Annotated in this window: 12 protein-coding genes; 6 read left to right on the top strand and 6 right to left on the bottom strand. The window is 53.1% G+C overall.

Annotated features, from left to right (window positions below):
* Positions 1-144: 144 nt before the first annotated feature.
* Both QZN53_RS08980 and argB read right to left on the bottom strand, forming a co-directional pair.
* On the bottom strand, positions 145-1347 hold the full coding sequence (locus QZN53_RS08980) for an aspartate aminotransferase family protein (RefSeq protein WP_163438669.1): 1203 nt from the start codon (positions 1345-1347) through the stop codon (positions 145-147).
* On the bottom strand, positions 1328-2104 hold the full coding sequence (gene argB / locus QZN53_RS08975; protein WP_163438668.1) for an acetylglutamate kinase: 777 nt from the start codon (positions 2102-2104) through the stop codon (positions 1328-1330). The genes QZN53_RS08980 and argB overlap by 20 nt, the downstream gene beginning before the upstream one ends.
* A gap of 127 nt (positions 2105-2231) precedes the next feature.
* Here argB and QZN53_RS08970 point away from each other — a divergent pair, with 127 nt between their 5' ends.
* Positions 2232-2429, top strand: a complete 198-nt coding sequence (locus QZN53_RS08970) for a ferredoxin (protein WP_072801269.1) — start codon at positions 2232-2234, stop codon at positions 2427-2429.
* 111 nt (positions 2430-2540) lie between these two features.
* Here QZN53_RS08970 and QZN53_RS08965 read toward each other — a convergent pair whose 3' ends face one another.
* Complete coding sequence (locus tag QZN53_RS08965) at positions 2541-3962, bottom strand: LamG domain-containing protein (RefSeq protein WP_163438667.1); 1422 nt, start codon at positions 3960-3962, stop codon at positions 2541-2543.
* Complete coding sequence (locus tag QZN53_RS08960) at positions 3962-4804, bottom strand: TIGR02147 family protein (RefSeq protein WP_163438666.1); 843 nt, start codon at positions 4802-4804, stop codon at positions 3962-3964. Before QZN53_RS08960 ends, QZN53_RS08965 begins: the two co-directional genes overlap by 1 nt.
* 259 nt (positions 4805-5063) lie before the next feature.
* Between QZN53_RS08960 and QZN53_RS08955 the strand changes: the two genes are divergently transcribed.
* A complete protein-coding gene (locus QZN53_RS08955) occupies positions 5064-5231 on the top strand; it encodes a hypothetical protein (RefSeq protein ID WP_163438665.1) in 168 nt (55 codons plus the stop codon).
* Here the strand turns inward: QZN53_RS08955 and QZN53_RS08950 are convergent.
* Positions 5215-7614, bottom strand: coding sequence for a Tex family protein (locus tag QZN53_RS08950; protein WP_163438664.1), 2400 nt, complete (start codon positions 7612-7614; stop codon positions 5215-5217). The genes QZN53_RS08955 and QZN53_RS08950 overlap by 17 nt on opposite strands.
* A 303-nt stretch (positions 7615-7917) precedes the next feature.
* Here QZN53_RS08950 and queF point away from each other — a divergent pair, with 303 nt between their 5' ends.
* Positions 7918-8394 (top strand): preQ(1) synthase, encoded by a 477-nt coding sequence (gene queF / locus QZN53_RS08945; RefSeq protein ID WP_163438663.1) that lies wholly within the window; start codon positions 7918-7920, stop codon positions 8392-8394.
* Between the two features lie 15 nt (positions 8395-8409).
* On the top strand, positions 8410-9120 hold the full coding sequence (locus QZN53_RS08940) for a queuosine precursor transporter (protein ID WP_163438662.1): 711 nt from the start codon (positions 8410-8412) through the stop codon (positions 9118-9120).
* Between the two features lie 62 nt (positions 9121-9182).
* Here QZN53_RS08940 and sstT read toward each other — a convergent pair whose 3' ends face one another.
* Positions 9183-10469, bottom strand: coding sequence for a serine/threonine transporter SstT (sstT, locus tag QZN53_RS08935; protein WP_163438661.1), 1287 nt, complete (start codon positions 10467-10469; stop codon positions 9183-9185).
* 144 nt (positions 10470-10613) lie between these two features.
* Between sstT and QZN53_RS08930 the strand changes: the two genes are divergently transcribed.
* Together QZN53_RS08930 and QZN53_RS08925 are read left to right on the top strand one after the other, a co-directional pair.
* Positions 10614-11747 carry a glycosyltransferase gene (locus QZN53_RS08930; protein ID WP_163438660.1) on the top strand — a complete coding sequence of 378 codons (1134 nt, stop codon included), beginning with the start codon at positions 10614-10616 and terminating at the stop codon, positions 11745-11747.
* Positions 11747-14290 (top strand): DNA topoisomerase III, encoded by a 2544-nt coding sequence (locus QZN53_RS08925; RefSeq protein WP_294652609.1) that lies wholly within the window; start codon positions 11747-11749, stop codon positions 14288-14290. Before QZN53_RS08930 ends, QZN53_RS08925 begins: the two co-directional genes overlap by 1 nt.
* The last annotated feature ends 7 nt before the right edge of the window (positions 14291-14297 follow it).

The following is a 14297-nucleotide window of genomic DNA, read 5'->3' as shown; positions in this document are numbered from 1 at the left end:
CCGCATTTCAATATTAGTCAAAGGATTTTTTCTCATGACCGCCAGAAGGCTTTTACGGAACCACCCGCCTAGCGGGTGGTTTTCTGTATACAAAAAAAGACCGCGGCTATTGTCGCGGTCCTTATACTCTTTATGTTATAAGCGTTACTTCGCAGCGGCGGCGAATGCCTTGCCCAATTTTTCGAGGGCTTCGTCGCATTCCGCGGCGCTCACGTTCAGCGGCGGGAGCATGCGCAGCACATTACCCTTGGCGCTCAGCACCATGAGTTTTTCAGCGCGGGCAGCAGAGATAATGTTGCCCACCGGCATCGATTCGTCGAGAGCCACACCGAGAATCAGGCCTTCACCGCGGATTTCCTTGGCGAAAGCATACTTTTCGGTAAGAGCCTTGAGGCCTGCCTTAATCTGGGCGGAGCGTTCCGCAACATTCTTGAGGAGGCCCGGAATCTGCTTCACGACAGCGAGACCTGCGGCGCATGCAATCGGGTTACCGCCGAATGTGGTACCGTGGTCACCAGCCTTGAGCTGGTCGGCAATGTGCTGGCGCAGGAGCACCGCACCAAGCGGGAGACCGCCACCAATACCCTTGGCAAGCGTTACGAGGTCCGGATTCAGACCGTACTTTTCGAAACCGAGGAAGGTGCCGAGACGGCCCACGCCTGCCTGCACTTCGTCAACAATCACAAGACAGCCGCATTCCTTCTGCAGGTTGTTGATGGTTGCGACCATTTCCTTCGAAAGCGTCATCACACCGCCTTCGGCAGCGAGGCTTTCGAGCATGATAGCGCAAGTATCCTTGTTGACTTCATTCTTGAGGGCTTCGCAGTCGTTCCATGTGACATGCACGAAGTCACCCGGCATAGAGCCGAAGCCTTCGCGAATAGCCGGCTGACCCGTTGCAGAAAGAGCAGCAAAAGTACGGCCGTGGAAGCTGTTCACGAAGGTGACAATCTTCTGCCTGTTCTTTTCGCCCTTTCTATCGAAGTACTTACGTGCGAACTTGATAGCGCCTTCGTTGGCTTCGGTACCGGAGTTGCAGAAGAAGGCCTTGTCGAACTTGGTGATTTCAAGGAGAACCTTGCCGAGTTCGATCTGCGGATAGTTCGGGTAAAGGTTGCTGATGTGGTTGAAGTGGTTCATCTGTTCCACCACAGCATCCTTGATTGCCTGGTTCTGGTGACCGAGGGCATTCACGGCAATGCCAGCCACGAAGTCCAGGTACTTGTTGCCCTGATCGTCGTAGAGGTAAGAGCCTTCGCCCTTCACGAAGTTGATGTCAGCCTTGCCGTAGAGCGGCGCGATGATTTGTTTGTCCTGTTCGAGCAGGTTAGCGCAAGATTGTGCCATAGTTTAAATCTCCATTAATTTGTTTGCCAAAGTGTTCCGCGTCCTTCCAACCCACGATGTGGATGCTCTTGAGTCCTCGTCGGATCGACTTGAAACTCTCGCGGACTTTGGGAATCATACCGCCGGAGATGACGCCAGCTTCAATCAGCTTTTCGGCGTCCGCTTCGCTCAGTTCGGGAATTACATTCTTGTTTTCGTCCATCACGCCCGGCACGTCGCTCACCAGCACGAACTGGTCTGCTTCGAGTGCCACAGCCAGTTCGCTTGCAGCGGTGTCTGCGTTCACGTTCCAGCTCATGCCGTCACCAATGGAAATCGGGCTGACCACCGGAGTCCAACCGGCAGCCCACAGGTCAGCGACAATCTTCGGATTGACCTGTTTGATTTCGCCCACCAGGCCAAGGTCCACCTTGCCCTGCTTCTTGACTACCTGGAATAAGTTGCCGTCTACGCCGGAAATACCGATGGCGTTGCAGTTATTGTTCAGCAACATGCGCACAAGCTTCTTGTTCACGTGGCCAGAGAGAGTCATCTCGACCATCTTCATGATGCCAGGAGTCGTAACTCGGAGGCCGTCGATGAATGTCGGTTGTTCCTTGAGCAAGGCGATATTTTCGTTAATGTCCTTGCCACCACCGTGAACCACGGCCACCTGACAGCCACTACCGGGGAGTGTAGAGACTGCCGACACAAAATCAGCGAGTTTGGCTTCGTCGATTGCCAAACTGCCACCAATTTTTACAACCACTTTTTTCATGTTTGACGAGTACCTCTCGAGCATTTGAATTTTTTTACGCCCACAAATTTAGAAAAAACGCCCGCGGCATCAATGTTTTTATTATATTATAACCATAAATTCAACCTAAGACACAAAGAGGTAAATTATGGCAATCACGAAAGTTTGGCTGGACGAATCCAGTGACGAATGCGTCTCCTGCGGCGCTTGCGAAGCTACTTGCGACGCAGTGTTCGAAGTTCCTGAAAAGATGAAGGTCAAGGAAGGCGTTGACTATTCCGCTTACGAAAGCGAAATCAAGGACGCTGCTGACAGCTGCCCGGCCGGCGTGATTAAGTACGAATAATCATTAGGGGCGCTAGGCGTCCGTAATCTACCAAAACTTTTAAAGCTCTGTCTTTTAGACAGAGCTCTTTTTTATGGATTGCTTCGGGCTAACGCCCTCGCAATGACGTTGCTATTTCGCGTATTTTTCGTATTCGGCCTTAACCCATTCAGCGGAGCGGGCAACCGATTCAATCTTAACTTCGTCAATGACGCCATTCCAAGTATCGTTCGGCACTTCGGAGCCGCCAATGCGGAACGGCAGCGGGACCGCAACTTTCTTGGGCGTAAACGGGACACCGGCCTTGTTGCTCACGAGTACTCCGTTGATATAGAAGTAGAGTTTGCCACCTTCGTTCACAAGCACCAGCAGCGACCATTCATTCATAGGCAGCGAGCCACCACGTTCGACATTGCCCTTGGCAAGCCATGCATAGCCATAGCCCGACAAGTCCATGCCATCGCCCACGGCAACAAAGGAACTCGTCATAAATTCATACTGCAGCTGGAACCTGGACAATCCGGCAACCCAATCTTCACGTTCTGCAAAGAGAAGCTGGTAAATGCCATCGCCACGGTAACCGCTCCACTTGGTCCATGCGCTCATGGTAAAGTCACCTGCACAGGGGTCAATATTGCCCACTTCGACGAACTGACCGACCTTGAGCAGAATGCCCTTGCCCGACACACCTTCCACGTAGTTCACGGAATCGGCGACCGAGCCGTCATTGTTATAGACCTTAGCAACACTATCGGAGCCATCCATGTGGAGGTTCAAGGATATTGCAAGTTCTTCCGTGGTATCGGTAACGGAAGTATCTTTTGCCGTGGTGTCAGGCACCACCGGTTCCGGCGTAGCGGTATCCTGCGGAACAGAAATACCATCGGGCACGTTCACCATAATGCCACCGTATGCAGCGCCACTATAATAATGGTAATCCGGAATCGTGAGCCAGCCTTCGTTCTTGTTTTCGAGAGACGGAATCTTGAGCGTATCGCCCACGACAGCCGTCATGAAGTTGAAACGAGCCTGCGACTGTTCGCTCGCTACGTACACAAGCGAAATGTCGCCCACAGGCATGGTTTCAAACGCGAAGGAACCGTCGGACTTGACTGCCGCAACATCACTGCGCCCCACAATGCGCATGTAACCAGACTTGGCCTCGGCAACGCTACTTTCAAGTCTGCGCGGATGGCCCACCATCACAAGGGCGGCGCCACCATGCTGAATTCGGGAAAGGCCTGATTCGGAACCGTTTTCGGCATAAATCACCACAGAGCGCGTGCTGTCAAACTTCAAACTGAAAATGCCGTTGTCGTCGGCTTCCACCACCACGGAATCTTCGATGGCGGTCTTATCCCAGTTGTCGTAATAAGCCACCACGCGGGCGCGGGCCACAGGCTGGTTCGCCTCAGTTACCACAATACCGCTTGCAACGGAGTTACCGATATCGGTCACGCCACCGGCCACATTTTCGGTCTTGGAGCAGGAACTCAGACCAACAGCAAAAAGGGCTAAAGCCACACCAGAGGCATATTTGAACAAAGTATCCATTATTTTGCCTCCTTTTCAATCTTCTTACTCATGGGGAACGCCACAAGCATCATCTCGTAAACACGTTCTACATCAAGATCATTCGCCGCCCGCGCGATAATTTTCTTACGGGCCTCTTCAAGGACTTCTACAGCGTAATTATAAGAACTTTCGCTCATGGCCAAGGTGGTGAACGCAGCAAAACGTTCACTTTTAGGCATCGATTCCACGGCGCCAATGGCATGCTGAATATATTCGCGACGGATTTGTCGCAGGGCAATCGGCGGAATTTCAGCGGCATCGAGCATTTGCGAGGTGGCTTCGTAATGGTCGCCCACCTTTTTGAGTAAATTCCATTCGACCAGATTCTTGACCGCTTCGCGGGCCTCTTCGGTCGTGATTTGCGGCGTGAGCATGCGGGCCAGCACCATGTAGTCGTCGTGCCAGTCGGCATTCACTGCCATTTCGCGAACCACCGGATAATACCACTTGCTAAAGTAGGCCTGCTCGCGGGTGGTCACATGTGTAAATTCGATTTGTTTGCGGATCTGGACAATCTGTTCCCAGGCGTTTTCGCGCTCGTTAACCTGCTGGGCCTGGTTGTACTGCACCAGGGCCTCGAAATACGCCTTCTGCAACGGTTCGAAATCCATCGCCTTCGCGATTTTTTCGATAGACTTTGGCGTGAGGTTGAAGCGCCCGCGGATGACGTTCAGGCAGTAAGACGAACTGCTGAAACCCGCCTTCGCCGCGAAGAATCGGTGCGAAAAGACGGCCCGCATTTTCTTCTGTTCCTCGAAGTAGTCTTGGAGGAACTTGCGGAAGTCGTCGTAATCAAACAGATGTTCTAGCGCAATACACATAACCCTAAAATAAATAATTTTTACACACTAAGCAATAGCCGGAGAAAATTTTTACACGCCCAAAATGGCCCTTTAGGGGCATATTTTGATGTTCATCACAAAAATCGGAACTTTCCACACCACTTCTAAAGTATACAAAAAGTTTACACAACAAAAAACGCCTGCATTAAAAAATGCAAGCGTTTTGGAAAGCCGTAAAAGGAGGTGCCGGGACTCCGCCCGGCATGACAATTAGGGCGTTACATGCCTTTGCACTGCGATGCAGTGCAAGGATTGCGGCTCGGTCATGGCAGCTCATGCAAGCATGGCTGCCGCGACACTCGCCTTACATGCCTTTGTTGCGCTACTTCGTAGCGCAAACGGCGTAGATTTGCTTATGTCGGCAAGCAAGCTTGCCGCCGCAATCAAATCTACATGCCTTTTTTGAAGTTCTTAAGAAGGGCGCTCATCTTGCCAGGCATGGCGTTAGCTTTCTTCGGAGCTGCACCGGGGCGGTCCTTGCCGGCGATTTTTGCCTTGAGGTCAGCCAGAGTTGCATGGCCCTGGATGCCGCCCTGCGGGCGGGCATTGCCGCGGTTATCGCGGCCGTGGCCACCGAATCCGCCACGGTTACCACCAGCGCGCTGGCCACGCGGGCCATTAGCGCCGGCACCGGCGACGCCGTCGGTAGATTCCTGCTTCATCGAAAGGCTAATGCGCTTCTGGCCCACATCGACTGCGACCACGCGCACCTTCACGATATCGCCCACGGTCAAAACCGTCTTGGCGTCTTCCACGAACTTGTCGCTGATTTCAGAAACGTGCACGAGGCCGTCCTGGTGAACACCGATATCCACGAAGGCGCCAAAGTTTGCCACGTTCGTCACGACACCTTCCATCCAGCTTCCCGTAATCAGGTCCTGAATGGTGCGGATCTTGTCATCGAATTTGGCATAGCGGAATTCCTTACGCGGGTCGCGGCTCGGCTTCTGAAGTTCCTTCATGATATCATCCAAAGTAGCCTTACCCACTTCGTCGGAGAGGAATTCTTCGAGGTTGATTGCCTTCACGGCTTCGGCGTTACCCACCATATCCTTCACAGAAACGCCAGCCTTTTCGGCCATCTTTTCCACGAGGGCGTAGTTTTCGGGGTGAACGGCAGAATCATCCAACGGGTTTTCGGCACCCGGAATGCGCATAAAGCCGGCGGCCTGTTCAAAGGCCTTCGGGCCAAAGCCCTTCACGTTCTTCAAGGCTTCGCGGCTAGCGTAAGCACCATTTTCTTCACGATACTTCACGATGGCTTCGGACAAAGTATTGCTGAGGCCAGCCACATGAGAAAGAAGCGGAGCAGAAGCACTGTTCACGTCGACACCAACCATGTTCACGCAGCTTTCCACCACTTCGTCCAGGCGCTTCTTGAGTTCGCGCTGGTTCACATCGTGCTGGTACTGGCCCACGCCAATGGACTGCGGGTCCACCTTCACCAATTCGGCCAGCGGGTCCTGCAAGCGGCGGCCAATGGAGATGGCGCCACGAGTCGTCACGTCTTCCTTCGGGAATTCCTGGATAGCGATCATGCTTGCGCTATAAACAGATGCGCCGGCTTCGGAAACGATGACGCGCGGCGGAACCTTGCCCTTGAACTTGGCAGACATTTCGGCGCAGAAAGCATCCGTTTCGCGGCTAGCGGTACCGTTACCGATAGCAATCAAGTCAATCTTATACTTGTCAATGAGGCCCATCAGGTACACAGCGGCACCGGCCTTGTCGTTCCACGGTTCATGCGGCTTGATAATGCCGTGGTCCATGAACTTGCCGTTTTCGTCGAGCACTGCCACCTTGCAACCCGTACGGAAACCCGGGTCGAGGGCGAGCACGGCCTTGTGGCCAGCCGGAGCGGCAAGCAAAACGTCCTGCAGGTTCTTGCTGAACACCTTGAAAGCTTCTTCTTCGGCAGCGTCCTTGAGCATCAGGCGCACTTCGCTTTCCATGCTCGGCTGGAGCAGGCGTTCCCAGGCATCCTGGCACATGGCTTCCAAATACGGAGTCCAAGTGGTATTGCCCTTGATAATCTGCTGCTTGAGGTAGCCAATCATTTCTTCGTTCGGCACTTCGATAGAAAGGCGGAGCACCTTTTCCTTTTCGCCGCGACGGAGAGCCAGCATACGATGGCTCGGGATCTTGGACACCTGTTCGCTGTAATCGTAGTAATCCTTGAACTTGGTTTCCTGGCCTTCGAAATCCTTCTTAACCTTGGAAATCATGACGCCGGTCTTTTCCATCTTGTTACGCAGGTACTGACGGAATTCGGTGTTGTCGGCCACTTCTTCGGCCAAAATGTCGGCGGCACCCTTGAGGGCAGCCTTCGGGTCGGCAAGGCCCTTTTCTTCGGACAGGTAAATCAAGGCAATCTGTTCTGCGGTATTGCCAGTTTCTTCCTGAGCCCACATGAGGCGAGCCAAAGGTTCGAGGCCCAGTTCCTTTGCAGCCGTGGCGCGGGTGCGCTTCTTGGGCTTGTAGGGGGCGTAAATATCTTCAAGAAGTGTCTTATCTTTACAGGCTTCGATCTGTGCCTTGAGTTCGGGCGTGAGCTTGCCCTGTTCTTCGATGCTCTTGAGAATCGTTTCTTTACGGTCTACCAGTTCTTGCAGGTAGTCGCGACGGTGGCTGATGTCGCGCAGTTCAATTTCGTTCAGTGTACCCGTCTGGTCTTTACGGTAACGGGCGATAAAGGGGATGGTACCACCCTGGTCCATCAGTTCGAGCGCCTTGGCGACGCGCCATACTTCAAGGTTAAGCTCTTCGGCAATAATTGCAGAAAAATCCATAATATGTAGTTTCCGTTATATATTTCGGTTTGAGGGTCTTAAAGCCCTAAGTTCAACCCAGCACCGCAGTGCGAGGTACCCCGGGAATTTTCCAGAGGTAAGGGGAATATAGATAATTCCGATGACAGCTGAGTGTCAAAACGGGGCTATTCTCTGTAAGTTTATTGTAGCGAAATTGTTAACTCACGGAGTCTCAACAACTTACGACACACACCATAAACCTTTGGAATATTGAATAATTTTCTATCTTTGGGTCGGTCAGTTCGAAACCCATCCTGACTTTAAACAAAACTAGGAGACAACATGCGTTCAGAAGCTGAACTCGAAGGCGTTACGTTGCTCGGCAACAACAAGACTAAGTACGCCACCACCTACAGCCCCGAAGTCCTTGAAAAATTCCCGAACAAGCATCCGGGTAACGACTACATGGTCACCTTCAACTGCCCGGAATTCACGAGCCTGTGCCCGAAAACCGGCCAGCCGGACTTCGCCGAAATCAAGATCAACTACATTCCGGACCAATATTTGGTCGAATCCAAGTCCTTAAAGCTTTACATGTTCTCGTTCCGCAATCACGGCGACTTTCACGAAGACTGCGTGAACATCATCATGAAGGACTTGGTCAAGCTGCTTGACCCCAAGTACATTGAAGTCGAAGGCATCTTTATGCCCCGCGGCGGCATTTCGCTTTACCCGTTTGCCAACTATGGCAAGCCGGGTACCGAATTCGAAGCGCTCGCCAAGAGCCGCCTGTTCACCGCTATCGACAGAAGACACTAAACCCTGGGGGAAATCATGCAGAACGAAATCATCCTTATCGCCTCTATCTTTGTATTCTTCGGCGGCCTCGTCGCCTTCTTCCGCTTCTTTGGCAAGCAGGGCATTTTCGCCTGGACGGTGATTTGCACCATTGCCGCCAACATTGAAGTGCTGATTCTGGTGCATGCCTTTGGGCTCGATACCACGCTCGGCAACGTGATTTTCGCCTCCACATTCCTGGCCACCGATATCATGAGTGAAATTTACGGCAAGAAAGAAGCAAGCCGCTGCGTTAAAATCGGCATTCTTGCAAACGTAACCTTCATTCTGATTTCGCAGAGCTGGTTCCTGTACATTCCTGCCGAGGGCGATACCATGGCAGAACCGATTCGCACCGTGTTCGCCAACACCCCGCGCGTGATGCTTGCAAGCCTGTTCGCCTACGCCATTTGCGAAATGTTCGACGTGTGGGCCTACCATGCCTGGTGGAAATGGACCGAAAGCAAGTTCGGTGAAAAGAAGAGCTTCTTGTGGTTGCGCAACAACGGCTCTACGCTCGTAAGCCAGCTGATTAACGTGGTCGTGTTCAACCTGTTGGCCTTCGCCGGCGTGTTCCCGTGGAATACGATTGGCGAAATCCTGGTCTTCGGTTACGGTATCTTTATCGTGACATCGCTGATGGATACCCCGTTCGTGTACCTCGCACGCCGAATCTCCGAAAAGCACCCGGAACTGTTGAAAGACTAATTATAAAGAATCTTTGTACAAAATCTAAATACAAGAATCGCGCCCTGTAAGGCGCGATTTTTTTATACTTCATGTTCTTCGGATTCGTGTTCTTCAGGTTTATGCTCGCGGAACAATTCCTTGGGCAAGGGCTTACCTTGCTTACGCCAGGCGGCGTATTCGGCCGTCGCCGTGAAGATTGCATCGGTCGTAGAGTTCAGGGCCGTTTCCATACTGTCTTGAACCACGCCGATGATAAAACCGATAGCCACCACCTGCATGGCAACGTCTGTCGATACACCGAAGGGGGCACATGCCAACGGAATCAAGAGGAGCGAACCACCCGCCACGCCGCTAGTACCGCAGGCGCCAATAGTTGCAAGCAAGCACACAATCAAAGTCGAGGTAAGCGTTACCGGGATTCCAAGCGTATGCACCGTGGCAAGCGCCATCACCGTAATGGTAATCGCCGCGCCGCTCATATTGATGGTAGCACCCAGCGGAATAGACACGGAATAAAATTCGCGGTCAAGCCCGAGCCTTTTACAAAGCGCCATGTTCACGGGAATGTTCGCGGCAGAACTGCGGGTAAAGAACGCCGTAACGGCACTACTCTTGAGGCACTTGAGCACCAGCGGATACGGGTCATGGCGCAACACAAGTCCTACAAGAGCCGGCACCACAACAAGCATCACGAAAAGCATGGTACACACAAGAACCAGAATGAGCGAACCGTATGTCTTGAAAATTCCGATGCCGTTCGTAGAAACCGAGGTGTACATGATACCCATGATACCGAACGGGGCCAGATTGATAATCCAGCGAACCACCATCGAAACCGCATTCGACACATCCTGCAGCACGGTAAACGTCACCGGACTTGCAATTTTCTTGATAGCAAAGCCCATAAAGGCGGCCCAAACCAGAATACCGATATAGTTTGCATCGGAAATAGACGCAAACGGATTCGACACCGCATTTACCAACAAATTATGCAAGATTTCGTAAATATCGGTCGGCACGGTCGAAACGTCTGCCGACACATTCAACTCTAGATTCTGCGGGAACATGATGCTCGACCCCACGGCGGCAAAGGACGCTAGCAGCGTACCCACCAGGTATAGGGCAACCACGCGGACAAAACGACGGTCCAAGCGGGACTTGCCATTGGCAAGGGAACAGATAATCAAAATGAACACCAGTACCGGCGCCACGGCCTTAAGCGCGCCTACAAAGAGCACGCCGAATTCGGAAATCCATTTTTGCGACGGCAGAAACACGCCCAAGAGCGCACCCACCACAATCGAAATTGCGATACGGAGCACCAGGTTTGCACTATTATATTTTTTGACCAATGCGTTTAATTTCATGGTAGGCCTCCACTTTCCTGTGTGTAATATAAATATAATTTTGGCGTTTTTGCGGGAAAAACGCAGGTGGCGCAAAAAATCAAGGCCATTTTGACAGGCGCCATTTTCCAAAACCGTCCCGATGAACTAAATTTTGCGCGGAAAATGTTTTTTACGGTGCTCACATACCTGGTCATCGGCCTTTTGGCTGTGTTCGGACTATTCTATATAGTCTTGGAGGTGCGGTTCTTCCGTGCCCTGGGTGCCGTGCGCGTCGGGAACTCCGATGTGGAGCCCGCCCCCAAGGTGAGCATCTTGATTGCCGCGCGCAATGAGGAAGCCGGTATACGCGAGACTTTGGACTCCGTGCTCGCCCAGGACTACCGTGGCGACTGGGACGTGTGGGTGGCCGACGACCGAAGCGACGACAAAACTCCGGCTATTTTGGCCGAATATGCCGCCAAGAACCCCAGACTGCACGTTCTGACGATCAAAGAGATTCCGGAAGGGGTTAGCCCTAAAAAGCATGCGCTTTCGCAGTTGATTGAGGCATGCGAGGGCGAAATCTTGTGCCTGACCGACGCCGATTGCCTAGTAAAGCCCACCTGGATCACGGGCATTGCGGCCGAATTCGAACCGGGCATTGAACTGGTGGCCGGGCATTCCTACATTCCTACAATCCCCGGTAAGTCGAGCATGCTTATCTGCATGCAGGCCGTCGAGACCCTGATTTACCGAGTCGCGGGCACCGCGGGCCTCGCTATGCGACTCCCGCTCACCAGCACCGGCAACAACCTCGCCTACCGCAAGAGCTTCTTCAAGAGCGTGCACGGGTTCGAAAACGTGATCAAGATTCAGAGCGGCGACGACGACCTGCTGATGCAAAAACTGGCCGCCGACCGCCCCTGGGCCATGCGCTACTGTATTGCCGAATCCACCTTTGTGACCACAAGCGGCAAGGAAACCCTCAAGGAACTCTGGGAACAGCGCAAGCGTTGGGCATCGAAGACTATATATTATACACCGAAAATCGTGTTTGTGCTCAGCATGGTGTTCCTGTTCCTGGTCATGCAATGTATCGCAGCAGCGTTTGCACCGTTCAGCTTTAACGTTTTAATCGCGACAATTATCGCATTTGTCGCCAAGTGCATTGGTGATTTGGTTTTAATACTCCGCGGGCTTAGGATATTCAAGCAGGAACACCTTTTAAAATGGTGCATTCCGGTTGAATTTATCCACGCCCCCTTTACCGTGCTGGCCGTGCTTTTTGGCCTGTTCGGACGATTCAAATGGAAATAATGATGGCAACTACTACTAAAAAAGCAACAAAGACCGCAGCGACAAAGACTACCGCTGCAAAGAAAACTGCAACAAAGGCTGCTACAAAAACAGTGAAAGCCCCGGTCGAAGGCAAGACCCTAATTATCGCCGAAAAACCGAGCGTAGCCCTGGACCTGGTCCGCGTGCTCGGACAAAAGAACTTCAAGAACGAAAAGACCCATTATGAAAGCGACACCACCATTGTGAGCCATGCCATCGGCCACTTGGTTGAAATCGCCGACCCCAAGGAAATCGACGAAAAGTACAAGAAGTGGGAAATGAGCACGCTTCCCATGCTCCCCAAGGAATTCCCGCTCGTCGCCACACCGGCCACCAAGGGCCAGCTTTCCGCCCTTAGCAAGCTCATCAAGCGCAAGGACGTGACGACCATCGTGAACGCATGCGATGCGGGCCGCGAAGGTGAACTGATTTTCTTCTATATATTACAGTATGTGCTCAAGGGCAAGTTCACGGGCAAGACGATCAAGCGCCTGTGGATGCAGAGTATGACCCCGGCCGCCATCAAGGAAGCATTCGAAAACATGCGCGACGGCTCCGAAATGGAAAACCTGAAGGCCGCCGCCCTTTGCCGTAGCGAAGCCGACTGGCTGATCGGCATGAACGGAAGCCGCGGCCTTACCGCCTACAACAGCAGCATGGGCGGATTCCAGGTGACCCCGTGCGGCCGCGTGCAGACGCCGACGCTTGCCATTATCGTGAACCGCGAAGAAGAACGCCTGCAGTTCGTACCGCAAAAGTTCTGGACCGTGGAAGCCGAATTCGACAACGACGGCAGCCACTACCCCGGCAAGTGGTTCACCACCAGCAAGGAAGACGGCAAGGACAAGGTCAAGCAGATTTTTGACGAAAAGAAAGTCAAGGAAATCTTGAAGAAGTGCAAGGGCAAGGCCGGCACCGTCGAAGAAACGTCCGCCCCCTCGCTCCAGAAGTGCGGTCCGCTGTACGACTTGACGACCTTGCAGCGCGAAGCAAACAACCGCTTCGGCTTTAGCGCCAAGACTACCCTTTCGATTGCGCAGGCTTTGTACGAACGCCACAAGGCGACCACCTACCCGCGTACCGACAGCCGTTGCCTGCCCGAAGACTACGTGGCTCCGGTGAAGGCGACGCTTGGAAAGATTGAAGGCCCGCTCGCGAAATTCGCCGAGACCGCCCTCAAGAACAACTGGGTCGTGAAGACTCCCAAGGTGTTCGACAACTCCAAGATTTCGGACCACTTTGCTATCATCCCCACCGGCGTGATGCCCTCGGGCCTGACCGAAGCCGAACAAAAGATTTTCACGATGATTTGCCAGCGATTCATCGCTGTGTTCTTCCCGCCCGCCAAGTATGAAAACACCACCCGCATTACAACGGTCGAAGGCGAAACCTTCCTCACCGAAGGCAAGGTGCTGGTGGACCCGGGCTTTAAGGCAGTGTACGGCAAGGACAGCGACGACGAATCCAGCATTCCGGCCCTGAAGGGCAAGTCCGCCAAGACAGTCGCCCTCGAAGAAAAGGAAGACTTTACCAAGCCGCCTGCACACTACACTGAAAGCACGCTCCTCTCGATGATGGAAAGTGCCGGTAAGCTGGTGGAAGACGAAGAACTCCGCGACGCCATGAAGGAACGCGGACTTGGAACGCCGGCAACTCGCGCCGCCATTATCGAAAAGCTCGTCAGCGACAAGTACGTGGTTCGCGACGGCAAAGACATGATTCCGACCGCCAAGGCATTCGACCTGATCAAGGTGCTGAAGGCCATGGACATCGAAGCGCTCACCAGCCCAGAACTCACCGGTAACTGGGAATATAAAATGGAGCAAATTGAGAAGGGCAAGGAGACCCGCGAAAAGTTCATGGAAGGCATCGTCGATATGACGCGCACCATGGTGAAAAACATCAAGGGATTCAAGGAAGAAAGCACCACCGGCGAAGCGCCCTTTAGCCCCGTGAACGGCAAGAAGGTTTTCGAAACCGTGAGCCGCTACACCACCGAAGATGGCATCGTGATCCGCAAGATGATTGGCGGCAAGAGACTCACTCCGGAAGAAATCACCGAACTCTTGACCAACCGCAAAATTGGCCCGCTCACCGGATTCCGCAGCAAGCGCGGTGCCGAATTCTCGGCCGTCGTAATCATTAACGACGAAAACAAGATTGAATTTGTATTCGAAGAAAAACCCGAAGAAGTAGAAGTCGGCGCAGAAGTCGGCAAGTCGCCTGTAGACGGCGCCGCCGTGTACGAGACCATGACTGGCTACGTGAGCGATTCTTACCTGAAGAAGGAACCCAGCGGCATTACGCTTCCGAAGATTCTCTTGGGCAAGGAAATCCCGCTGGAAGAAATCAAGAAGATGCTCGCCGGTGAAAAGACGACGCTCCTGAAGGGTTTCCGCAGCAACAAGACCCACCGCACCTTTGACGCATATCTTTATTTGGATAAAGGCGGCAAGCTCAAGTTCGACTTCCCGCCCCGTGAATTCAAACCGAGACGCTTTGGCAAGAAAAAAGCCGAGTAGCCCGCGG

The sequence above is a fragment of the uncultured Fibrobacter sp. genome (assembly GCF_900316465.1).
Classification (GTDB): Bacteria; Fibrobacterota; Fibrobacteria; order Fibrobacterales; family Fibrobacteraceae; genus Fibrobacter.
Note: the sequence above shows the minus strand (reverse complement) of the source record. Positions and strands in the feature narration are given on the sequence as shown.